34 protein-coding genes are annotated in these 22,918 nt (G+C 38.8%); 2 read left to right on the forward strand and 32 right to left on the reverse strand.

What is annotated here, in order from left to right; genetic code table 11:
- Positions 1–10: 10 nt before the first annotated feature.
- The 32 genes from rpsD to H6607_11900 all read right to left on the reverse strand — a co-directional run bounded on the left by rpsD (position 11) and on the right by H6607_11900 (position 20,068).
- Complete coding sequence (gene rpsD / locus H6607_11745) at positions 11–613, reverse strand: 30S ribosomal protein S4 (protein ID MCB9263037.1); 603 nt, start codon at positions 611–613, stop codon at positions 11–13.
- Between the two features lie 25 nt (positions 614–638).
- Positions 639–1,028, reverse strand: coding sequence for a 30S ribosomal protein S11 (gene rpsK, locus H6607_11750; GenBank protein MCB9263038.1), 390 nt, complete (start codon positions 1,026–1,028; stop codon positions 639–641).
- Between the two features lie 11 nt (positions 1,029–1,039).
- The gene (gene rpsM / locus H6607_11755) at positions 1,040–1,414 is read right to left on the reverse strand and encodes a 30S ribosomal protein S13 (protein MCB9263039.1); all 375 of its coding nucleotides are present in this window, start codon (positions 1,412–1,414) and stop codon (positions 1,040–1,042) included.
- A 10-nt stretch (positions 1,415–1,424) separates the two neighbouring features.
- A complete protein-coding gene (rpmJ, locus tag H6607_11760) occupies positions 1,425–1,541 on the reverse strand; it encodes a 50S ribosomal protein L36 (protein MCB9263040.1) in 117 nt (38 codons plus the stop codon).
- A 1-nt stretch (position 1,542) separates the two neighbouring features.
- Positions 1,543–1,761 carry a translation initiation factor IF-1 gene (gene infA, locus H6607_11765; GenBank protein MCB9263041.1) on the reverse strand — a complete coding sequence of 73 codons (219 nt, stop codon included), beginning with the start codon at positions 1,759–1,761 and terminating at the stop codon, positions 1,543–1,545.
- A 51-nt stretch (positions 1,762–1,812) separates the two neighbouring features.
- Positions 1,813–3,168: a preprotein translocase subunit SecY gene (secY, locus tag H6607_11770; GenBank protein MCB9263042.1), complete on the reverse strand. Its 1,356-nt coding sequence runs from the start codon at positions 3,166–3,168 to the stop codon at positions 1,813–1,815.
- Positions 3,169–3,175: 7 nt separating this feature from the next.
- A complete protein-coding gene (rplO, locus tag H6607_11775) occupies positions 3,176–3,622 on the reverse strand; it encodes a 50S ribosomal protein L15 (protein ID MCB9263043.1) in 447 nt (148 codons plus the stop codon).
- 7 nt (positions 3,623–3,629) lie between these two features.
- Positions 3,630–3,806: a 50S ribosomal protein L30 gene (gene rpmD, locus H6607_11780; protein MCB9263044.1), complete on the reverse strand. Its 177-nt coding sequence runs from the start codon at positions 3,804–3,806 to the stop codon at positions 3,630–3,632.
- Positions 3,807–3,816: 10 nt separating this feature from the next.
- Positions 3,817–4,335, reverse strand: a complete 519-nt coding sequence (rpsE, locus tag H6607_11785) for a 30S ribosomal protein S5 (GenBank protein MCB9263045.1) — start codon at positions 4,333–4,335, stop codon at positions 3,817–3,819.
- 5 nt (positions 4,336–4,340) lie between these two features.
- Positions 4,341–4,688 carry a 50S ribosomal protein L18 gene (locus H6607_11790; GenBank protein MCB9263046.1) on the reverse strand — a complete coding sequence of 116 codons (348 nt, stop codon included), beginning with the start codon at positions 4,686–4,688 and terminating at the stop codon, positions 4,341–4,343.
- Between the two features lie 5 nt (positions 4,689–4,693).
- A complete protein-coding gene (gene rplF, locus H6607_11795; GenBank protein ID MCB9263047.1) occupies positions 4,694–5,248 on the reverse strand; it encodes a 50S ribosomal protein L6 in 555 nt (184 codons plus the stop codon).
- Positions 5,249–5,265: 17 nt separating this feature from the next.
- Complete coding sequence (gene rpsH, locus H6607_11800) at positions 5,266–5,667, reverse strand: 30S ribosomal protein S8 (GenBank protein ID MCB9263048.1); 402 nt, start codon at positions 5,665–5,667, stop codon at positions 5,266–5,268.
- A 21-nt stretch (positions 5,668–5,688) separates the two neighbouring features.
- Positions 5,689–5,958, reverse strand: coding sequence for a 30S ribosomal protein S14 (gene rpsN, locus H6607_11805; protein ID MCB9263049.1), 270 nt, complete (start codon positions 5,956–5,958; stop codon positions 5,689–5,691).
- Positions 5,959–5,964: 6 nt separating this feature from the next.
- The gene (gene rplE / locus H6607_11810; GenBank protein ID MCB9263050.1) at positions 5,965–6,519 is read right to left on the reverse strand and encodes a 50S ribosomal protein L5; all 555 of its coding nucleotides are present in this window, start codon (positions 6,517–6,519) and stop codon (positions 5,965–5,967) included.
- A 5-nt stretch (positions 6,520–6,524) separates the two neighbouring features.
- Entirely contained in the window at positions 6,525–6,827 is a 303-nt protein-coding gene (gene rplX / locus H6607_11815) for a 50S ribosomal protein L24 (GenBank protein ID MCB9263051.1), read from the reverse strand.
- A gap of 32 nt (positions 6,828–6,859) precedes the next feature.
- A complete protein-coding gene (gene rplN / locus H6607_11820; protein ID MCB9263052.1) occupies positions 6,860–7,228 on the reverse strand; it encodes a 50S ribosomal protein L14 in 369 nt (122 codons plus the stop codon).
- The gene (rpsQ, locus tag H6607_11825) at positions 7,228–7,482 is read right to left on the reverse strand and encodes a 30S ribosomal protein S17 (GenBank protein ID MCB9263053.1); all 255 of its coding nucleotides are present in this window, start codon (positions 7,480–7,482) and stop codon (positions 7,228–7,230) included. Before rpsQ ends, rplN begins: the two co-directional genes overlap by 1 nt.
- A gap of 13 nt (positions 7,483–7,495) precedes the next feature.
- Entirely contained in the window at positions 7,496–7,690 is a 195-nt protein-coding gene (gene rpmC / locus H6607_11830; protein MCB9263054.1) for a 50S ribosomal protein L29, read from the reverse strand.
- On the reverse strand, positions 7,690–8,112 hold the full coding sequence (rplP, locus tag H6607_11835) for a 50S ribosomal protein L16 (protein ID MCB9263055.1): 423 nt from the start codon (positions 8,110–8,112) through the stop codon (positions 7,690–7,692). The genes rpmC and rplP overlap by 1 nt, the downstream gene beginning before the upstream one ends.
- A 15-nt stretch (positions 8,113–8,127) precedes the next feature.
- Entirely contained in the window at positions 8,128–8,853 is a 726-nt protein-coding gene (gene rpsC, locus H6607_11840) for a 30S ribosomal protein S3 (protein MCB9263056.1), read from the reverse strand.
- Between the two features lie 3 nt (positions 8,854–8,856).
- Positions 8,857–9,240: a 50S ribosomal protein L22 gene (gene rplV, locus H6607_11845; GenBank protein ID MCB9263057.1), complete on the reverse strand. Its 384-nt coding sequence runs from the start codon at positions 9,238–9,240 to the stop codon at positions 8,857–8,859.
- Positions 9,240–9,500 carry a 30S ribosomal protein S19 gene (gene rpsS, locus H6607_11850; GenBank protein MCB9263058.1) on the reverse strand — a complete coding sequence of 87 codons (261 nt, stop codon included), beginning with the start codon at positions 9,498–9,500 and terminating at the stop codon, positions 9,240–9,242. Before rpsS ends, rplV begins: the two co-directional genes overlap by 1 nt.
- Before the next feature lie 9 nt (positions 9,501–9,509).
- Positions 9,510–10,331 carry a 50S ribosomal protein L2 gene (gene rplB / locus H6607_11855; protein MCB9263059.1) on the reverse strand — a complete coding sequence of 274 codons (822 nt, stop codon included), beginning with the start codon at positions 10,329–10,331 and terminating at the stop codon, positions 9,510–9,512.
- 3 nt (positions 10,332–10,334) lie between these two features.
- On the reverse strand, positions 10,335–10,625 hold the full coding sequence (gene rplW / locus H6607_11860) for a 50S ribosomal protein L23 (GenBank protein MCB9263060.1): 291 nt from the start codon (positions 10,623–10,625) through the stop codon (positions 10,335–10,337).
- A gap of 1 nt (position 10,626) precedes the next feature.
- A complete protein-coding gene (gene rplD, locus H6607_11865) occupies positions 10,627–11,256 on the reverse strand; it encodes a 50S ribosomal protein L4 (GenBank protein MCB9263061.1) in 630 nt (209 codons plus the stop codon).
- Entirely contained in the window at positions 11,256–11,885 is a 630-nt protein-coding gene (gene rplC, locus H6607_11870) for a 50S ribosomal protein L3 (GenBank protein MCB9263062.1), read from the reverse strand. Before rplC ends, rplD begins: the two co-directional genes overlap by 1 nt.
- A gap of 2 nt (positions 11,886–11,887) precedes the next feature.
- Complete coding sequence (rpsJ, locus tag H6607_11875) at positions 11,888–12,196, reverse strand: 30S ribosomal protein S10 (GenBank protein ID MCB9263063.1); 309 nt, start codon at positions 12,194–12,196, stop codon at positions 11,888–11,890.
- Between the two features lie 3 nt (positions 12,197–12,199).
- Entirely contained in the window at positions 12,200–14,302 is a 2,103-nt protein-coding gene (gene fusA, locus H6607_11880; protein MCB9263064.1) for an elongation factor G, read from the reverse strand.
- 4 nt (positions 14,303–14,306) lie between these two features.
- Positions 14,307–14,780: a 30S ribosomal protein S7 gene (gene rpsG, locus H6607_11885; protein ID MCB9263065.1), complete on the reverse strand. Its 474-nt coding sequence runs from the start codon at positions 14,778–14,780 to the stop codon at positions 14,307–14,309.
- Positions 14,780–15,154 carry a 30S ribosomal protein S12 gene (locus tag H6607_11890; GenBank protein MCB9263066.1) on the reverse strand — a complete coding sequence of 125 codons (375 nt, stop codon included), beginning with the start codon at positions 15,152–15,154 and terminating at the stop codon, positions 14,780–14,782. The genes rpsG and H6607_11890 overlap by 1 nt, the downstream gene beginning before the upstream one ends.
- 161 nt (positions 15,155–15,315) lie before the next feature.
- A complete protein-coding gene (locus tag H6607_11895) occupies positions 15,316–18,141 on the reverse strand; it encodes a gliding motility-associated C-terminal domain-containing protein (protein ID MCB9263067.1) in 2,826 nt (941 codons plus the stop codon).
- Between the two features lie 103 nt (positions 18,142–18,244).
- Entirely contained in the window at positions 18,245–20,068 is a 1,824-nt protein-coding gene (locus H6607_11900; GenBank protein MCB9263068.1) for a T9SS type A sorting domain-containing protein, read from the reverse strand.
- A 491-nt stretch (positions 20,069–20,559) separates the two neighbouring features.
- Between H6607_11900 and H6607_11905 the strand changes: the two genes are divergently transcribed.
- Together H6607_11905 and bcp are read left to right on the forward strand one after the other, a co-directional pair.
- Positions 20,560–22,443 (forward strand): M23 family metallopeptidase, encoded by a 1,884-nt coding sequence (locus tag H6607_11905; protein ID MCB9263069.1) that lies wholly within the window; start codon positions 20,560–20,562, stop codon positions 22,441–22,443.
- The gene (gene bcp, locus H6607_11910; protein MCB9263070.1) at positions 22,440–22,892 is read left to right on the forward strand and encodes a thioredoxin-dependent thiol peroxidase; all 453 of its coding nucleotides are present in this window, start codon (positions 22,440–22,442) and stop codon (positions 22,890–22,892) included. The genes H6607_11905 and bcp overlap by 4 nt, the downstream gene beginning before the upstream one ends.
- Positions 22,893–22,918: the final 26 nt, after the last annotated feature.

Consider the following 22,918-nt stretch of genomic DNA (forward strand, 5'->3'; position numbering starts at 1 on the left):
GTTAAGGTGATTATTTAGAATACAACTCTACAATTAACTGTTCCTTAATGTTTTCAGGAATTTCATCTCTTTCTGGGTAATTCAAAAAAGTACCTGTGAAGCTGGTATTTTCCCAAGCCAACCAGCTAAAAGATTTTCTACGAGCCAAAGAATCAGTTATCAATTCAAGCGATTTTGATTTCTCACGTACAGAAACCACATCGCCAGGGCTTAGTTGGTAAGATGGGATGTTGGTAACGTGTCCGTTAACCAAAATATGTTTGTGCGAAACCAACTGACGAGCACCGCTTCTTGTTTTGCAAATACCAAGTCTAAACACAGTATTGTCTAAACGGCTTTCCAAAAATTTAAGAAGGTTTTCGCCAGTAATACCCTTTTTACGGGCAGCTTTATCAAATGTGTTAGCGAATTGACGCTCTAACACACCATAAGTGTATTTTGCCTTTTGCTTTTCGGCCAATTGCATGGCGTACTCAGATTTTTTTCCTCTTTTTCGGGAATTTCCATGCATTCCCGGAGGGTAGTTCTTTTTTTCAAGGGCTCTGTCAGGGCCAAAAATTGGCTCTCTAAATTTACGAGCAATTTTGGATTTAGGACCAGTGTATCTTGCCATTATCTTTTATAATAAATAATTAGGACTAAACTCTTCTTCTTTTTGGTGGGCGACAACCGTTGTGTGGCATAGGCGTAACGTCTGTTATAGACATAACCTCGATGCCCGCTGCGGCAATAGTTCTGATGGCAGACTCTCTACCTGCTCCAGGACCTTTTACATAAACGTCAACTTTTCTAATTCCGGCATCAGCGGCCACTTTAGCACAATCTCCAGCAGCTGTTTGTCCTGCATACGGGGTGTTCTTTTTTGACCCTCTAAAACCCATTTTTCCAGCACTCGACCAAGAAACAACTTGACCCTGACTGTTTGTAATGGAAACTATCAAATTATTAAAACTTGCCTTAACGAAAACTTTTCCGTTTGCGTCAACTACAACTTTGCGTTTTTTTACTACCTTTTTATTGGTTGCCATTCTATCAATTATTATTTAGTTACCTTTTTCTTTCCAGCAACAGTTTTTCTCTTTCCTTTTCTGGTTCTGCTATTGTTTTTGGTTCTTTGGCCACGAAGTGGAAGACCTTTTCTATGTCTAAGACCTCTGTAGCAGCCAATATCCATCAATCGCTTAATATTCATCTGGGTTTGAGAACGAAGCTCGCCTTCAACAGTCATTTCAGAAATAGCTCCACGAATTGCAGCAATTTCATCATCGTTCCAATCCTGAACTTTTTTATTCCAATCAATGCTATTATTGGTCAAAATACGTTGAGACGTACTTAATCCAATTCCAAAAATATAGGTAAGGCCTATAACACCTCTTTTGTTTCTTGGTAAATCAACACCTGAAATCCTTGCCATTGTATATTAATTAACCTTGTCTTTGTTTAAATTTAGGGTTTTTCTTGTTGATTACGTAAACTTTTCCTTTACGTTTTACGATTTTGCAATCAACGCTTCGCTTTTTTACGGCTGCTGTAACTTTCATTTTATTTATATCTATACGTAATTCTTCCTCTTGTTAAATCATACGGTGTCATTTCTACCTGAACCTTATCACCTGGTAAAATTCGGATGTAGTGCATTCTCATTTTCCCGGAGATGGTTCCCAAAATTTGATGACCATTTTCCAATTCTATTCTAAACATTGCATTGGAAAGTGCCTCAGTTATTACACCATCTTGTTTTATAGGTTCCTGTTTTGCCATATCTTGCGTTAAAGGGCTGCGAAATTAAACATTTTTTTGATTAATTTCAACCTATCCCGCAATAGCTCCTCCAGTAGATGTTCTTCCTTTTATTCTTCCGGTTTTCATCAAACCATCGTAGTGTCTCATCAATAAATGCGATTCTACCTGTTGCAATGTATCTAAAACTACTCCCACTAAAATAAGAAGTGAAGTTCCTCCATAAAACTGGGCGAATTGATTGTTCACCCCTCCCACTGTCATTGCAATTGCCGGAAATATGGATACGATACCCAAGAATATAGCCCCTGGAAGTGTAATTCTCGACATAACCGCATCAATGAAGTTAGCCGTTGCTCTTCCTGGTTTCACTCCTGGAATAAATCCTCCGTTCCGTTTCAAATCATCTGCAATTTTGGTAGGATTAATTGTGATGGCTGTATAAAAATACGTGAACAATACAATCATTAAAAAGAAAGTAATGTTGTATGTCCATGATGTAAAATCACTAAATCCTTGAAAGAACCCGCCAGCTGTTCGGTTGTTTTGAAACAATCCGCCGAACATGCCAGGAATAAACATTAAGGCTTGAGCAAAAATGATTGGCATAACTCCGGCAGCATTCACTTTTAACGGTAAATATTGTCGAACACCACCATATTGCTTGTTGCCCACAATTCGTTTTGCATATTGCACTGGAATTCGTCGAGTACCTTGAACAAGCAGAATAACTGCCAGTATAACCAACATCCAAAATACAATTTCTAAAATGAACACAATTGGTCCACCCCCATTATTTCCAACAAACTTATCATACACTTCAGCCAATAAAGAATGTGGTAATCTAGAGATAATACCCACCATGATAATCAAAGAAATACCGTTTCCTAAACCACGATCGGTAATTCGCTCACCAATCCACATGGTAAACATGGTGCCGGCCACTAAAACACAGACAGCCACAAGCATAAACATAGTGCCGCCTCCTACGATAGCATCTCCTTTGGTTGCTTTGAAATTTAAAACAAAACTTACTGCCTGAACCGCCGTAATGGCAATGGTTAGCCATCTTGTTATCTGATTCATGCGTTGTTGACCGTCCTCACCCTCTTTTTGCATTCTTTGGAAATAGGGAACTGCAATGGTAAGCAACTGCACAACGATGGATGCAGAGATATATGGCATGATGCCCAATGCAAAAATGGAAGCTCTTTCAAAAGCTCCACCTGCAAAAACATCAATTAAACCCAACAGGCCAGAAGCCGGATTGCTTTTGTTAAGCAAATCCAAGACTTCTTTATCAACACCTGGAATAACAATGAAGGTTCCGATTCTAAAAACTGCCAACAATAAAAGGGTTTGCAGAATTCGGGTTCGGAGTTCTTCAATGCTCCAGATATTCTTTATATTTTGTATAAACTTCTTCATCCGTTAATTAAAGCGTTTCAATTGTTCCACCGATTTTTTCGATTGCCGCTTTGGCATTCTCCGAAAAAGCATGAGCTTTAATGTTGATTCCTTTTTTCAATTCACCAACAGCCAAAACTTTTAATTTGTCGGTTCTTGAAATAAGATTTGCCTGATGCAAAACTTCGGGAGAAATTTCCGAAAAATTATACTTTTCAACAAGGGCTTGAATTTTACCCAAGTTTAAAGCAATGTATTCTACTCTATTACGATTTTTAAAACCACCTTTTGGAACACGTCTTTGCAAAGGCATTTGACCACCTTCAAAACCAATTTTACGGCTATAACCTGTTCTTGATTGAGCACCTTTGTGTCCTTTTGTAGAAGTTCCACCTCTACCAGACCCTTGTCCTCTACCAATTCTTTTATTATTTTTAACCGAACCTTCGGCGGGTTTTAAATTACTTAAATCCATGACTCAATTATTTTTCAACTTTTACCAAATGACTCACTTTTCTAATCATGCCTTGAATAGCAGGTGAATCTTCAAACTCATTACTTTGGTTCATTTTTCTAAGACCCAAAGCTTCCATTGTTCTTTTTTGATCTTCAGGACGCTTAATGATGCTTTTAATTTTTGTTACCTTAATTTTTCCCATCTTTCCAATATTATCCGTTGAACACTTTATTCAAAGAAACTCCTCTTTGCTCGGCAACTGTGTAAGGATCTCTTAATCTTGAAAGAGCGTCAATCGTTGCTTTTACCACGTTGTGAGGGTTTGATGATCCTTTTGATTTTGCCAATACGTCATGCACTCCGGCACTTTCCAACACGGCACGCATTGCACCACCGGCAATTACACCTGTTCCGTGAGAGGCTGGTTTTATAAACACTAAACCTCCAGAGTATTTTCCATATTGCTCATGAGGCACGGTTCCGTTAATAACAGGCACCTTGATAAGGTTTTTCTTTGCATCTTCAACACCTTTTGCAATTGCATCAGGCACCTCACCCGCTTTTCCTAAACCATGACCAACTATACCGTTTCCATCACCCACTACCACAATAGCTGTGAAGCTAAAAGTACGACCACCTTTGGTAACTTTGGCTACCCTTTGAATTGCAACTAAACGATCTTTTAGTTCAATGTCGGTTGTTTTTATTCTTTTTAAAGTTTGCGTTGCCATTCCAATTAAAATTTAAGTCCTCCTTCTCTTGCTCCGTCTGCAAAGTTTTTAACTCTTCCATGATATAGGTATCCATTTCGGTCAAAAATTACCACTTCGATACCATTGCTGACAGCTTGTTCGCCTAATTTTTTTCCAATGGCATACGCTTGTTCAACTTTATTACCTGATACATCGGTAGTTCGCGATGAAACTGCCAAAAGAGTTTTTTGCTCAACGTCGTCAATTATCTGACCGTAAATTTCCTTGTTACTTCTAAATACAGACAATCTGGGTTTAGAGGCAGTGCCAAAGATGTTTTTGCGAACTCTTCGCTTAATTTTTAGTCGTTTTTCTACTTTAAGTGCTGTCATTTCACCTATTTTTTAGCTGCCGATTTTCCGGCTTTTCTTCTTAATACTTCACCAACAAACTTCACACCTTTACCTTTAAATGGTTCAGGTTTTCTAATAGACCTGATTTTAGCGGCCACTTGTCCGATAAGTTGTTTATCGTGGCTTTCCATGGTAATTGTTGGGTTTTTACCTTTTACAGTTTCTGCTGAAATTTTGATTTCGGCAGGAATTTGCAAATAAATATTGTGCGAATAACCCAAGTTCAACTCCAAAATTTGTCCGTTAACCTCGGCTTTGTAACCAACGCCCACCAACTCTTGTTGAACTTTAAAACCTTCTGTAACCCCAACAATCATGTTGTTTATCAAAGCACGATATAATCCGTGCATTGCTTTTTCCTGTTTCTCCTCACTGCTTCGGTTAACGGTTAAAATACCATCTTCCATAGACACACCTATGCGTGAATCCATAGCTTGAGACAATTCTCCTTTCGGGCCTTTTACGGTCACGGTATTATCCGCAACTTTAATATCTACTCCTGCTGGAATCTGAATGGGGTTATTTCCTACTCGTGACATTTTCTTTTCTTCTTAAATTATGATACGTAACAAAGAACTTCTCCACCAACATTTTCCTGACGGGCTTCCTTATCAGTCATAACACCTTTTGATGTTGACATAATGGCAATGCCCAATCCATTGATAACTCTTGGTAGGTTTTTAGCACCTCGGTACTGTCTTAAACCCGGACGGCTCACTCTTTTCAATTCACGGATAGCCGGAATTTTTGTAATAGGGTGATATTTCAAGGCAATTTTTATAACACCTTGTGGTCCGTTTTCATTCTCAAACTTGTAGTTTAGAATATACCCTTTTTGAAACAATACTTCGGTAATTCCCTTTTTTAAACTTGATGAAGGAATTTCCACAATACGGTGATTTGCCTTGATGGCATTTCTAACCCGTGTTAAGTAATCTGCTATTGTATCTGTATTCATAAAATTCTTTCCAATTTAAAATTACCAGCTTGCTTTTGTGACGCCAGGAATTTTACCCTCACTTGCCATTTGGCGGAACATATTTCTGCAAAGACCAAAATCTCTAATATAACCTCTTGGTTTGCCTGTTACATTGCATCTATTTCTTAAACGCACTGGAGAGGCATTTCTAGGAAGTTTTTGAAGAGCATCATAATCGCCCTCTGCTTTAAGCTTTGCTCTTTTCTCGGCATAACGTGCAACCATACTTTCACGCTTGCGTTGTCTTGCCTTCATTGATTCTTTCGCCATAATATCTTATTTATCTTGGTTTTTAAATGGTAGTCCCAATTCTTTTAACAATTCAAGGCATTCAACATCATTGGCGGCTGAGGTAACAAAAGTTATATTCATTCCATTGATGGTACTTACCTTGTCAATATCTATTTCAGGAAAAATGATTTGCTCAATTACACCCATAGTATAATTTCCTCTTCCGTCAAACCCTTTGTCGCTAATGCCTTGAAAGTCGCGAACACGTGGCAGAGCAATTGAAATAAATCTTTCTAAAAACTCATACATTCTATCGCCACGCAAGGTAACTTTTGCTCCAATAGGCATGTCCTCTCTTAACTTAAAGTTAGAAATAGCCTTTTTAGAAATAGTTGGAACTGCTTTTTGACCAGCGATTAGGGTCATTTCATTAACCGCATTATCAACAAGTTTTTTATCAGAAACACCTTTACCAATACCTTGGTTAAGGCAAATTTTTTCCAACTTAGGAACCTGCATTACATTTTTCCAACCAAACTTGTCTCGCAAGTTTTTCACCACTTCATCGTGGTATTTTTGTTTTAAACTAGGAACGTACATCTGACTTAAATAAATTCTCCTGTTTTCTTTGAATATCGTTGCAGTTTACCTGCATCATTTCTCTTTCTTCCAATTCGGGTAGCTGTTCCACCAACAACCACCATCAACTTTTCTACTCTAATAGGAGCTTCAAGTTTAACAATTGATCCATCCGGGTTTTCTGCATCAGGTTTTCTATGTTTCGTAACCATATTCACTCCTTTTACAATCGCTGTTTTATCTTTTGGATAAACAACTACAACCTCTCCGGTTTTTGCTTTGTCACGACCAGACAACACCTTTACAGTATCACCTTTTTTTACGTGCAATTTTTGTGTGGTATTTCCTTCTACTTTCATTATTATAATACCTCTGGTGCCAATGACACAATTTTCATAAATTGTTTATCTCTAAGTTCACGAGCCACCGGTCCGAAGATACGGGTAGCACGGGGCTCATTTTGAGCGTTCAACAATACACAAGAATTATCGTCAAATCGAATGTATGAACCATCCGGTCTTCTATATTCTTTTGCCGTTCTAACCACCACAGCCTTAGAAACGCTACCTTTTTTGATAGCTCCTGAAGGAAGTGCTGATTTTACGGTAACAACGATTTTGTCACCAACGCGTGCATATCGTTTTCCGGTGCCGCCTAACACTCTGATGCAAAGAACTTCTTTTGCACCGCTGTTGTCGGCCACTTTTAATCTAGATTCTTGTTGTATCATTACTTAGCTTTTTCAACAATTTCAACCAATCTCCATCTTTTATTTTTGCTCAGCGGACGTGTTTCCATAATTCGCACTATGTCATTCACACCGCACTCATTTTTCTCGTCGTGAGCAGCAAATTTAGATGTAGCTTTAACGAACTTTCCGTATTTGGGGTGTTTCTTTTTTCTCTCAACAGAAACTGTAATCGTTTTGTCCATTGAGTTACTTACAACCACTCCAACAATCTCTTTTCTTGCGTTTCTTTCCATACTAAGCACCTAATTATTCAGCTGTTTTTCTAGCATTAATTTCTGTCATAAGCCGTGCAACATTTTTTCTACCAATCGCAATTTTTGTTGGATTTTCGATTGGAGAAACGGCATGATTAAACTTCATCTTTTGAAGTTGCTTTCGTTCTTCTCGCAAGGTTGCGTGAAGCTCCTTGTTGCTCATGTGTTTTATATCGTCGTATGTCATTATTGTCCGCTATAATCAGGTTTAACAACAAATTTTGTATTCACAGGTAATTTTTGAGCAGCTAACCGCATACCTTCTTGAGCTACTTCCTTTGGCACACCGTTTACTTCAAACATAATGGTGCCTGGTTTAATAACGGCTACCCAATATTCTGGTGATCCTTTACCTTTACCCATCCGAACCTCGGCTGGCTTTTTTGTTACAGGTTTATCAGGAAATATCCGAATCCATACTTTTCCCTCTCTTTTCATGTAACGGTTCAAAGCAATACGGGCAGCTTCAATTTGACGTGAAGTTATCCAATGTGATTCAAGAGTTTTCAAACCAAAATCTCCAAATTCCAGTCTATGACCTCTTGTGGCCAACCCTTTTACGCGGCCTTTCTGCTTTTTTCTAAATTTCGTACGCTTAGGTAATAACATCTCTTTGTCCTCCTTTTATCGCTTTGAATTTCTTCGGCGGGGCATTGGGCTTCCACCTTTTTTTCTTTCTCCTTTTTTATTTTCTCCAAGTCCCATGTTTATAGAAAGATCACGTTTTCCGTAAACTTCTTCTTTAAACACCCAAACTTTGATGCCAATCTTTCCGTAAACGGTAAGTGCTTCAGAAAGAGCATAATCTACATCTGCTCTAAAGGTATGGAGTGGAATTCTACCTTCTTTAAAGGTAGCGGAACGTGCCATCTCAGCTCCAGCCAAACGACCGCTAATGATAACTTTAATTCCTTGTGCTCCCATTCTCATGGTGCTTGCCATTGCCATTTTTATGGCTCTTTTGTATGAAACACGACCTTCTACTTGTTGTGCAATCGACATTCCTACCAATTTAGCATCAAGCTCCGGACGTTTTATTTCAAAGATGTTAATTTGAACATCTTTTTTAGTTAATTTTTTAATCTCTTCTTTTATCAAATCAACCTCTTGGCCACCTTTTCCGATTACAATACCCGGACGAGCGGTGTGAATAGTGATTATGATACGTTTTAATGTTCTTTCAATAAGAACTTTAGAGATACTGCCTTTTGGAATACGAACGGCAATGTATCGTCTGATTTTGTCATCTTCCGCAAGTTTTTCGGCAAATGTTTCGCCACCATACCAGTTCGATTCCCAGCCTCTTACTATGCCAAGACGAAGACCTATCGGATTTACTTTTTGTCCCATTCGTTATTCTTCTGTTTCGTTTTCTACTTCTTCAAAATCAACAACGCTGTTATCGCTAACAACTAAGGTTATGTGGTTTGATCTTTTTCTAACTCTGTGAGCTCTACCTTGAGGAGCCGGTTTTATTCTTTTAAGCGTACGACCTTGATTTACATACACTTCTTTAACCACACATTCTTCCTCGTTTCCGCTACCGTCGGTTGCGTTTTTCCAGTTTGACATGGCTGAAAGTAGCAGTTTTTCCATTTTAGCGGCATATACCGGTTTTTGGTTAAACTTTAAAATATTCAACGCATCTTCCACTTTTTTTCCTCTGATTTGGTCGGCAACCAATCTCATTTTTCGAGGCGAAACGGGGCAGTTATTTAATTTTGCTGTTGCTTCCATTATCTGCTTGTGTGTCCTTTAAACGTTCTTGTTGGGGCAAATTCGCCCAATTTATGACCTACCATGTTCTCGGTAACATACACAGGAATAAATTTATTTCCGTTATATACCGCCAACGTATGACCAACAAAATCTGGAGTGATCAATGATCTTCTCGACCATGTTTTGATTACGGTTTTTTTACCAGCTTCGTTTTGACCCAACACTTTTCTTTCAAGTTTGAAGTCAACATAAGGTCCTTTCTTTAATGATCTTGCCATTTATAACTCTTATTTCTTTCTACGTTCGATAATAAACTTGTTCGAACTTTTGTTCACATTTCTTGTTTTCAAACCTTTAGATGGAATACCCTTTCTTGAGCGAGCTTGTCCACCTTTCGATTTACCTTCACCACCACCTTGTGGGTGATCTACCGGGTTCATCGCAGCAGGTCTAACACGTGGTCTTCTTCCAAGCCATCTGTTTCTTCCGGCTTTACCCAGTCTAATAAGGCTGTGGTCAGGGTTTGAAACAGTACCAATGGTGGCCACACAAGTTCCCAAAATCATTCTTGACTCGCCCGATGGCATTTTAACAATGGCGTATTTACCATCTCTTGCCAGCAATTGGGCGTTTGTGCCTGCACTTCTACATATCTCACCACCTTTGCCAGGTTGCAACTCAATGTTGTGTACGATAGAACCTAAAGGCATTTTAGAAAGTGGCAAACAGTTTCCAATTTCTGGTGCAACACTTTCTCCAGACTCAACGATTTGGCCAATTTTTAAACCCACAGGAGTCAAAATGTAGCTTTTTGTTCCATCTTGGTACTCAATAAGGCTAATAAATGCCGAACGGTTTGGATCGTATTCAATTGTTTTTACCTCAGCTTGACCTTCTTTATTTCGTTTAAAGTCAATAACACGGTATCTACGTTTATGTCCTCCGCCGATGTTTCTAACGGTCATCTTTCCTTGGTTGTTTCTTCCTCCCGATTTTTTAATCGGTGCGAGCAAGCTTCTTTCAGGAGTAGATGCAGTGAGTTCTTCAAATGCATTTGCCACTCTAAACCGTTGACCCGGCGTAATTGGATTTAATCTCTTAACTGCCATATCTTATACACTTTCAAAGAAGTCAATTTCTTGACCTTCTTTTAAACTTACAATTGCCTTTTTAAAATTCGACTTTTTACCGTTTTGAAAACCACCTTTGGTATATCTGCTTTTTCGTTTTCCTCGAATAATAGCAGTGCTGATGTTTTCAACTGTAACGCCATACATTTCTTGAACAGCTTGAATAATTTCAGGTTTTGAGGCCTCAAGATCAACAACAAAGCTGTATTGCGTCAATTTGTCTGACAAAATGTTTGACTTCTCTGTAATCAAAGGTTTTACTAAAACTGCCATCTTAATTTTCGTTGAAATTTTGAGATAATTTATTTACAGCATCTTCAGTAAAGATAACATTCTTTGCCTTTAGAATGCTATAGGTATTGATGTCTGAGCATGGCAATACTTCTGCATTTGGAATATTTCTGGCAGATAGATATACGTTTTTATCCACGTCAGAAGTTACCAAAAGGAATCTTCCCATTACTTTCAATTTATTCAATACCGCAACACACTCTTTGGTGCTGGGGCTACCAAACGATAATTGGTCTAACACAATTATCTGATTGTCTTTTGCCTTATAGCTAAGTGCCGATCTACGAGCAACGTCTTTAAGTTTTTTGTTTAGTTTAAACCCATACGTTCTCGGTCTTGGCCCGTGCATACGACCTCCACCTATCATAACACCTGATTTTGCAGAACCCGCACGAGCTGTACCAGTTCCTTTTTGGCGTTTCAATTTTTTTGTAGAAGCATTAATCTCAGATTTATCTTTTGATTTATGCGTTCCTTGTCTTTGATGTGCCATATATTGTTTCACATCAAGATAAATGGCGTGGTCGTTTGGCTCTACTCCAAAAATGGAATTGTCCAATTCAACCTCTTTTCCGGTAGATTCGCCGTTATTATTTACAATCTGTAACTTCATTATCTCTCAACAATTACGTAACAACCTTTATGACCTGGAACTGCTCCTTTCAAAACAATAGCATTATCCTCGGGCATTACTTTCAAAATTTGTAGATTCACCATTTTGGTGCGTTTGTTTCCAGTTCTTCCTGCCATTCTCATCCCTTTAAAAACTCGAGATGGAAACGAAGAAGCACCTAACGACCCTGGAGCCCTCAATCTATTGTGCTGACCGTGAGTCTGACCGCCTACTCCGGCAAATCCGTGTCTCTTAACAACACCTTGAAATCCTTTTCCTTTGCTGTTAGAAATAACATCCACAAACTGACCTTCCTCAAAAATATCAACAGTGATAATGTCTCCCAATTTAATATCGTGATCTATATCACTTCTGAAATCTTTAAACTCTGTCGAAAAAGCTTTAGGAGTTGTTTTTGCTTTGGCAAAGTGACCCACTAAGGCTTTTGGAGTTTTGCTTTCTTTTCGCTCTCCAGCAGAAATTTGAACCGCTCTATAACCGTCATTCTCCAAACTACGAAGTTGTGTTACCACATTTTCGTCTGCTTGAATTACAGTACACGGAATATTTTTTCCTTCTTCGGAAAAAATACTGGTCATTCCAACCTTTTTACCAATGATCCCTAACATTTCTATACTTTAATTTCTACGTCAACACCACTTGGCAACTCCAATTTCATCAAAGCATCAACTGTTTTTGATGTAGAGCTGTATATATCTAACAATCTTTTGTATGAGCACAACTGAAACTGCTCACGAGCTTTTTTGTTTACGTGCGGAGAACGCAACACCGTGTAAACTTTCTTCTCAGTTGGCAAAGGAATCGGACCATTAACAACGGCACCGGTAACTTTAACTGACCGCACAATTTTCTCGGCAGATTTGTCAATCAAATTGTGATCGTAAGACTTAAGCTTTATTCTAATTTTCTGACTTACCATTGTTTATGATTTTGCAGTTCCTTTTAAATTTGTCAATATCTGATCGGCTAAGTTTTTTGGTACCTCAGCGTAGTGCGAAAACTCCATTGATGAAGTTGCTCTACCTGATGACATTGTTCTCAATTGAGTAACGTAACCGAACATCTCTGAAAGAGGCACAGTACACTTGATAACCTGAGAACCTGCTTTCTCGTCAACACCAGCCATTTGACCTCTACGTCTGTTCAAGTCACCCATAATGTCTCCCATATATTCCTCTGGAGTTACAACCTCCATTTTCATAATAGGCTCCAACAATACAGGACTTGCTTTTCTTGATGCCTCTCTGAAAGCCGATTTTGCAGCTACCTCAAAAGACAATTGGTCAGAGTCAACGGCGTGGAACGAACCGTCGAATAATCTTACTTTTAGATTTTCAACTGCATATCCGGCCAAAACTCCGTTTTTCATCGCTTCTTTAAATCCTTTCTCTACAGAAGGAATATACTCACGGGGGATAGAACCACCCACAATTTCATTTACAAATTGCAAGCCGGTTTGACCTTCGTCAACGGGCCCCATTACAATTTGAATATCGGCAAACTTACCACGACCACCTGTTTGTTTTTTGTATGTTTCTCTATGAGTAACCGTTCCGGTAATCGCTTCTTTGTATGCCACTTGAGGAGCACCTTGATTAGCTTCTACTTTAAACTCACGACGCAAACGGTCGATGATAATTTCTAAGTGAAGCTCACCCATACCGCTAATAACGGTTTGTCCGGTTTCTTCATCCGTTTTAACTTGGAAGGTTGGATCTTCTTCAGCCAATTTTGCCAAAGCCATACCCAATTTATCCACATCGGCTTGTGTTTTTGGCTCTACTGCCACACCTATAACCGGATCAGGGAAAACCATAGATTCAAGTACGATAGGTGCATTTTCGGCACACAAGGTATCTCCGGTACGTATATCTTTAAACCCAACAAGGGCAGCAATATCACCACAATGCAATTCTTCGATTTGATTTTGCTTGTTAGCGTGCATTTGGAAGATACGACTGATACGCTCTTTTTTCATGGTTCTTGTGTTTAACACATAAGAACCAGATTCTAATCTGCCTGAATATGCTCTAGTAAAGCATAATCTTCCAACGTAAGGATCTGTAGCAATTTTAAACGCTAAAGACGCAAATGGCTCTGTTACCGAAGGTTTTCTGGCGATTTCGGCATCTGTTTTTGGGTCGATACCTCTAATAGCTTCTTGATCAAGTGGAGATGGTAAAATTTCCATAACCATATCCAACATGGCTTGAACACCTTTGTTTTTAAAGGATGAGCCACACATCATTGGAACAATCTTCATATTGATGGTAGCTTCTCTCAAAGCATCTAAAATTTCTCGTTCGGAAATTGAATCCGGATTTTCGAAAAATTTCTCCATCAAGGTATCGTCATACTCAGCAATAGCCTCAAGAAGTTCTTCTCTGTATTGAGCAACTTCCTCCATCATGTCTTCAGGAATAGGAACTTCGCTAAAGGTCATTCCTTTATCGTCATCATTCCAAACAATACCTCTATAGTTGATTAAATCAACAACACCTCTAAATTTCTCTTCGTTACCAATGGGCAATTGCAAAGGCACTGCTTTGCTTCCCAACATTTCTCGCACTTGTTTGCAAACGTTAAGAAAATCAGCACCTTGTCTGTCCATTTTATTTACAAAACCAATACGGGCAACATTGTAATTGTTTGCCAAACGCCAGTTGGTTTCGGATTGAGGCTCAACACCGTCAACTGCACTAAACAAGAATACCAAACCGTCTAACACACGCAGAGAACGGTTTACTTCAACAGTAAAGTCAACGTGACCCGGAGTGTCAATAATGTTCACGTGATATTTATCGCCACGGTAGTTCCAATAAACTGTTGTAGCAGCAGAAGTGATAGTGATACCTCTTTCTTGCTCTTGCTCCATCCAGTCCATTGTTGCACCACCTTCATGAACTTCTCCAATTTTGTGGTTAACTCCCGAGTAGTAAAGAATACGCTCGGTAGTAGTGGTTTTGCCCGCATCGATGTGTGCAGCAATACCAATGTTACGTGTATATTTAAGGTCTCTTGACATTTACTTATCTCCCTCTAAAGTGAGCAAAAGCTTTGTTAGCCTCTGCCATTTTGTGCATATCCTCTTTTTTCTTCACAGACGAACCCTCATTTTTAGAAGCCGACAAAACCTCTCCGGCCAATTTTTCGGCCATCGATTTTTCATTTCGTCCACGAGCATATTTAATCATCCATTTAATGCCCAAAGCAATTTTTCTTTCAGGATGAACCTCCATTGGAATTTGGAAAGTAGCACCACCTACTCTTCGTGCTTTTACTTCCAAAGAAGGCATAACATTGTTCAACGCTCTTTTAAAAACATCAATACCAGCTTCTTCTTCTGTTTTTTTATCAACTATATCAATAGCGTTGTAAAAAATCTTTCTGGCCACTTCTTTCTTACCATCCCACATCATGTTATTGATAAAACGGGTAACCATTTTATCGTTAAATCTTGGGTCTGGCAACAACGGCCGTTTTTTAGGACTTGACTTTCTCATTACTTCTTAGGTCTTTTCGCTCCGTACTTACTTCTTCTTTGTTTTCTTCCGTCAACACCGGCAGTATCCAAAGCTCCACGAACAATGTGATAACGCACACCCGGAAGGTCTTTTACTCTACCTCCTCTCACTAACACAATGCTGTGTTCTTGCAGGTTGTGACCTTCACCAGGAATGTAGGCGTTTACCTCTTTTCCGTTTGTAAGTCTAACCCTTGCAACTTTACGCATTGCTGAGTTTGGTTTTTTTGGTGTTGTGGTGTAAACACGAGTGCAAACACCACGGCGTTGCGGACACGAATTCAACGCCGGAGACTTGCTCTTCGACGTAGTGGATACGCGGCCTTTTCTTACCAATTGCTGTATTGTAGGCATATTACTTTTTTGTCCGTGTTTTTAAAAAGGAGTGCAAAGGTAGAATTTTGGTTTTGAATTACAAAAGCAGTTTGATAAATTTTTTAGAAAATGTTTTAAACCTAAAAGATTTTTTGCAAAACCATTACGAAGTTAAGGTTCATTACTTTTATTTATTGACCTTATTGAAATCGTTTGCCCGTCAATTTCACAATGGTAACAGTTCCGTTGTACCGCTGCCAGTTGCCTTGGGCAGTTTTTAGGTTGAGATGGTAAATAAACACACCTCTGTCATTGGGGTTTGGCTGCCAACTGCCGTTTGTGCCGCTATAAACCTTCTCGCCCCAGCGGTTGTAGATTTGCATTTCGTATTGCTCTATGCCGTAGGTTTGGGGTGCAAAGGTTTCGTTGAGGTTGTCGTTATTGGGTGATATGGCGTTGGGAATAAAAACCAACGGTTTGTAAGGCAAGCACAAAATGTTACTCCAGCTTCGGTTGCCACTTTGGGTGAAAGCCTCTACCACATAGCATTTTTCTATTTCTTTATCTCGCAACAAATTATCGTCTCTATAGGTTTGTGTCGGAGTTTGGGTGGTTATGGGAACGGTTGCCCCGATGGTAACTTCATACAGTTGGTAGGTTATAGGTTCTGTCCATTGGCTGTAGGGTGTAAACTCAATTACAGCATATTCATTATTGCCTATTACCTCGCCTTTTAGGAGCATGAGTTGACCGATTCTGCCCACGCTTGCCTTTGTGCCGCAGCTATCGGTGGCAATGACTTGATAAGTGTATGCTTCGGGGGTAGGGATGGTGTCTGTTAGTTGATTGGTTAATTTGTTGATTGGTTGATTGGTAATTGACCTACCATTGCGGGTAATTTGATATTCGGTGGTGGCATCTAATTGATTCCAAGCGAGTTGTATGGTTATCGGTTGTTTTTTGGGGTCGGCAAAATCATGCACATAAGTGGCGGTGAGTATATGGCTACTGTCGGCGTTTGTTAAACCTTTGGTAACATAAAAATAAGCCGTATCTAGTTGTGTAACACAACCCGTAAAACCGTAAAGCCGCTGCACAGCATAGTGTGTACCCGCTGTGGCAATAGTATGGCTAAATTGTTGAGTGGCAATTTCTTGCCATTGGTCTATATCTGAAAAATAATATTCCTTTTTGGTTACATTTCGGGTGACGGTGTCGGTAAAATGTACGGTAAATGGTGTGCAGCCTCGGCTGTTGTCAACAGTAAAACCAGGGTTTGGTGCGTCCACCACTTCGATATATTGGTTTTTTACCAGGGTGCTGTCGCAAAAGCCGTTGCTATAAAACAGACTTACAGTGTAAAAACCGGGAGTTTTATAGGTGTGAGACACAAGATTTTGAGATGAAAGGCTGGTTTGAGTTTGCCCATCACCAAAGGTCCAAACCCATTTTTGGCCATTGGTGGGGTGGATTGTATCCGCGGTGCTAAGATTTTTAAAGGTAAGCGTTACGGGATTGTAGGAGCAAAAAACCCTATCCGTAGCTAAGAAATTGGCTACTGGTTTTTGGGGGATGCGAATGTGGAGTGTGTCGAAATACCATTCTCCATAACCTCTACCCTTAGAACTGCTTCCATAACATTTAAAGGGGTAGTCGCCGTTTTTACTATACTCCAGTCTTGGTTCAAAATCTATTAAGGTATCAATTTCATCATTATCCAAGACAAAATACCAAATAAAACTATCCAAATCTGAATTAAAATCTGATATATTATTAAATTTCACATTGGCAGTACAGGAATATTCAATCTCTGGTTTAAATCGCAGATAATCATAGAAGTCAAAACTAATATTTTCACCGATATTACCGGGGTACTTGTAATAGCGAGGTTTAAACAAAAGGGAGTCGTTTTTCCAGAACAAATCTTCCCTCAGAAGCGAGCCATTGTTAGAGTTTAGAAAGATTGAATACCAAATTTTATTTTCGCTCCGATCAGTTCCCCCAGATTGCCTACTTGGATGTTCGCTATCCAAGAGGAAAAGACTCCCGCTAATACCCAATTTGAGTGATTCGTATGTGTGTGCTAAATATAATTTTTCCTGCAAATCACTATAACAATTAACGGTACGCAATATTCCCCTATAATAAAAAACAGAACCCTCAATTTTGTATATCTCATATGTTAGAAAATAACAAAAGCTATCGTTTGGGGAAATTTCAATTCGATTACCCCATTTATTAAAATCCAATTCTTCATAAATTTGATTTTCCGCACCAACCTCATCGATTTTGTTAAACAGAACATGGGCATTTTCACTCTTTTTGAAATGCAGGGTTCCTGAATCGATATCAAGCCTAAACAGTACATTTTGGGATGCAAGCAATAAGTCCAAACCCTTGTCATTTTTAAGGTAATACTTAATGTTAGACAAAAAGGTAATATAATTTTGGACATGTGCGGGCTTGACAATTTGCCGATTTATTTCTGTGTAAACATTGGGTATTGCATCGTATTTGGTGCTAAAAGCTGGATGCTCATAAATTGCAATTGAGTCAAGCATACGAAATGATTCATCAACTAATAATCCTGTGTAAAGTGATTTGTTGCTCATAAATACCAATAGTGTTTTATTGGTATCAATACGCGAAAATGTCAAATCCGTAATATCCATTCCAACCAATAAAGCCTTATTCCATAAAACCTTGAAAGTTCCATCCGAGCCTCTTTCTATTCGTTGCAAATGAACTCCTCTGTCAGGATTGGTACTGTAAGGCGGCTCATAGAAATTAGCCCCGATGGTGGACACAATATGGTGATATTCCGAATATTCAATTACAGCCTGATCATATTCCCCCTTAACAAAATTCTCATTACCTGAGAGTAAATTTCCATTTGAATCTTTTAAGCCAATGTCTTGCTCAAAGTAATAGCCTAATTGTCCATCTCTTGTTGTATAACAAAGCGAACTTCTAACAGTCACATCCATCCCCACATCAATGACTTTTATTTGGTCATTGCAGTTCAAAGCAAAAAGTCTAGAATTTTTTTGCCAATACTTTACCTCTTGAGAAAATACGACCGTTGGGCAAAATAGCCCCAACAGTCGTACTGTAATTATCAAAAACGTATTAATCAATGACCAATTTACCGACATACACATTATTATTTATTTCCGAAACCAACTTCAAAAAGTACACACCACTTTTTAGAAAAGAGGCATCTATTTCTTCCTCATTCATTGCCTCAAAATTTGCAACTGCCTGACCAAGAATTGTATGAATACTGCCTTGATACTTTCCTATTCCGGACAAATTTGTTAATCGAAATACTCCATTTGTAGGATTTGGGTAAATGTCTATTGAACGAACTCCATCATTAAAACCTTCAATACCAAGCGTGGGGCAGTAAAAATCTTCCCAATTCATTTCAAAGTCATCACAAGTAATGGTGCAGTTAAGAGCAGAACTTACTATATTGGAGTTAACATTAGACAACGTTGGATTAACCGTAGAAAGTCCAAAAAAATTAACGTTTCCTGTACCTATATTTTCAATATTAAATGTTGAGTTACCAGTTGTGGTAAAGGAATTAGCAGCATCTTTGGAGGAACTTCCGATGTCCAAATCACCACTTGAAACACGAATATCAACTTGTAAGCCTTCAAAATTATTGCATTCAACCAAAATTGAACTAGACCCTGCTGCATTGAAAATATCAATCCCTGTCAACAAAAATGTCAACTGACCAGCATAGTCGAAGTCATTAGCTTTTATTTTTGCCGTCCCATTGGTGTTATCTATCGTTATGGCGGTATTTTGGCTATATGGGCTTGGTTGCACAACATGATATTTGAACGCGTTATCAATAATCCTAGATTCTGAGCAGTCATTGATTATAACATCCTGAAAGTGAATGGAACCACAACCAGAACTTTTAAAAATATTCGCTAAACCCGACAAAATTTTCTCTACCTGACATTCAAAAATAATTCCTTTTGACAATCCATTTAGATTTATCGAGTTGAAACAGTTAGAAAATTCTGACCCTCTAATAAAGAACTTATTTGAGTTTGATGAAACTGCCTCAATACCAGTAGTCAGATTTGAAAACGTATTTACCTTGGAAGCACCACCTCCACCATTTTTCTGCATAATACCACCGCAACTTTCGTAATTAACATCCTTGGTGAATTGGTCTGCCTCAAATTCAAGGATAGCTGATGACCCGTTTGCTACAATTCCTTTTCCTCTGTCTCGTTGACAAGCTTGAGCCGTCATTCCATTTGTAAAAGTATTGCCACCAATATTAACCCCAGCAACTCCAGACATACTAATATGTTTCAGTCTATTTGGCAAATAAATAGAATTACTAATGAAATTTTGGTTGTCCCATTTGAAAACACAACCCATTACGAACGAGGCATTTGATTCTGGGCAATCCATTGAACTATAAGGCTCTATGTTGATTCCTAGTTCGCAATTTGTGAAATTTGTTTTCCTCGTCCTTACCACGGCTCCATCTTTCGATTGAATTCCAATTTTAGCGTTTAAAATTGATGAATTTTCAGCTTTCACCAAGGTTTGATTATTATTTAGTACTCCCTCCCAAGAGGCTGAATTGTTGTGTTTATTTGGATCCGGGAAAGTGATAAATTGTTCAATTGCTGGATCACCATTAGCTACAATACCATTCCAAACGTTAGTTCCCAAACCGGATGACTGCAATTTTGCATTATTCATAACTATTAGTTTTGCACCAGTGTTTAAGGTAATTTTCGCCAAGTTATTCATATTCAGAGTCGCACCATCAATGGTCAAAGTAACTCCGGAATTAATAGTTACCCCATTATTATACCCAATAGGTAAACTACCTGAAGGAGTCCATGTTGTATTAAGGCTTATGATTACTTGTGCATTGTCTGCACCGCAGACCCAAGTAACCAATACCAGCATTAGCGGCCCCTTTAGCCTATCAAATAATTAATACTTGACAGCCCGCCAACGCTGTGTGTGTGTGTGTGTAGTTTGGTGCTGTTTAGTTCGCCGTGGCGAATGGTTTAAAGCATCATCAGCTTGGCCGAATGCTTCGTTTGTTGTACATTTTTTCATAAATTTTTCATTTTTAAAGTTAAAAAACATTGGTCTAAAAGATTTTTTCGGTATGCACTTTTTGGTCGTAACGTATGGCACTTTAACATTGCTTTTCTTTGGTTTTTGCCACGTTGTCAGGATTTTAATTCATTTCACATTTTCTTTTAGGTTATCAATAGTTCAAAGTTTAGACTTTTTTTTGGTTGGTGCAAGTTTTTTTTTAAAGCCTTTTATGAGATTCTTCGACTAAAACTTCTGAATGACGACTGTATAATATCAAGCATTCATCTATAAAGGTAAACCTCCAGATAACTATCGGGGCAACTTAACATCTAATCTACTATAATTGCGGGGTGAAAAAAAAGAGACAGTTGGTGGCGGTGATTGGAGCGGCTTTGGCATTGCTTCTGGTTATTTGGTTTGTAAGAAATAAGCAACCAACCAAGACTATTTCGGAGAATAACCAAAACGAGAAGGGTAAAAGCGATTCTGGATTATCGAAAAAAATAGAGCCCGAAAGCAAAAGCCCAACGTATGCCGATTCTTCAAAAAAACTTAACGCTAATACAAACCCAACCGAACATCCATCTGCCACACCGCTAAAAGAAATTGAAAAAACTAAACCAAACAAAAAAGGTGTTCAGCTTGGCTATTATGTATCTCCGATAGATGGCGAGATTTTATTGTCCGGAACTTTTGCCGAGCTGAGGAACAACCATTTTCATGGAGGGCTTGATATACGCACGGGAGGAGTGGAAGGTAAGCAGGTAAAGGCCGCTGCGAGTGGCTTTGTCAGCCGTATAAAAGTGGACGAAAAAGGGTACGGAAAGGCTCTCTATATCCAGCATCCCAATGGCACTACCACTGTTTACGGGCATCTACAAAAGTTTTATGGCACAATTCAAGAGGAGGTAATTGCACACCAATATGCCCTTAAAAACTATGAGTTTGACTGGTATGTACCTGCCGGGAAACTCCCCGTTAGTAAAGGGCAGGTGGTGGCCATAAGCGGCAACACCGGCGGTAGCGGAGGCCCACATTTGCATTTCGAAATAAGAGATAGTCGAGGGCGAACGGTAAATCCATTGCTGTACGGTCTTCGGGTGGATGACAATATTTCTCCGACCATAGGTACTTGTTTTTTATATGCCATTGACCACACTCGATATGCCCAATATGGCATTTATGCCGGACAAAAAATTCAAAAAAGTGGAAGCAGTCTTGATGTAGCTCCCGGGCAATACGCCGTGGGTGCCAACTGGATTGACTTTTTTACGGATAGGATGAATAAACTAGGTATAAACTACGCCGAACTATCTGTAAACGGTAAAACTATTTTTACGCAAACCATTGAAGATTTTGATTTTGACCAAGGGAGATACATCAATCAACATATCGATTATTGGTATTTTGCCGAACATGGAGTGCGATATGTAAAGATGTTTAAAGACAATGGAAACAAACTTCACTTTTATAAAGGTAACGGCATTTTTGAGGTAAAAGATTCTGAAACACTCAAAATAAGCGTTGCCATAAAAGATTTTTCGGGACACGCTGATACATTTTGGTTCAATCTTATTGGAAAAGAAACTGCAAAACCTCTGACAGCCGGTGGCACCAATATGGCCGGAAATAGCCAATGCACCGCCGGAAAGACAAACATATTAAAATCTACCAATGCCATAATAACACTTCCCTCAGATGCTTTGTATAACGATACCTACATGAGCATTTCTGAAACCCCGGCCACAGGCAATGCCGTTTCGCCCATGATAAAGGTAAATAATGCCAATGTGCCTTTGCATAAATCGGCTACCGTGCAAATTAAAATACCCGATGGCGTGGCTGATGAATCTAAACTTGTGATGATGAGTTACGATAAAAACACCAAAACCAGTGATTATGAAGGTGGGAAAGTGTCGGGAAATTATATAACCGAAACTTCAAAAGAGTTGAGTGTTTACTATCTGGCGTATGATGATACAGAGCCCACAATTACTCCGTTGAATTTAGGTAATTCATTATCTTTTAAGGTGGTGGACAATCTCAGCGATATAGACATCTACAATTGTTATATCGACAACAAATGGGTTTTGCTGGAATATGAACCAAAGTTGAACAGACTATTTGGTTCAGTACCGAACTGGATAGAAGCCGGAAGCCATACACTTAAACTTGAGGTGACCGATGGAGCCGGAAATAAAGCTGTGCTTGAACGAACAATTAATACAAAATGAGCAAATTAGAAATTGGAACAAAAATTCCAAACTTTACAACCATCGATCAGAATGAGGAAACCATTTCGGACAATGATTTTATTGGCCGTAAAACAATTCTTTATTTTTACCCGCAAGACGACACACCAACTTGCACCAATCAGGCATGCAACCTAAGAGACCATTTTGAGGAATTGAAAAAGGCAGGATATACCCTCTTTGGCATTAGTCCGGATAAAGCCAAAAAGCATCAAAAATTTATTTCTAAATATCAACTTCCGTTTGATTTGTTGGTGGATGAAGACCATAAAATTGCCGAAAAATTTGGTGTTTGGGCTCTCAAAAAAACCTTCGGTAAAGAGTATATGGGCATCGTTCGAACTACATTTATCATCAATGAAGAAGGGAAAATATCAAACATCATTGATGATGTAGTGGCAAAAAAACACAGCGAGCAGATACTTGGGTAGGTAGTATGCGTTTTATTTCGTATCTT

Source organism: Flavobacteriales bacterium (assembly GCA_020635395.1).
GTDB lineage: Bacteria > Bacteroidota > Bacteroidia > NS11-12g > UBA9320 > UBA987.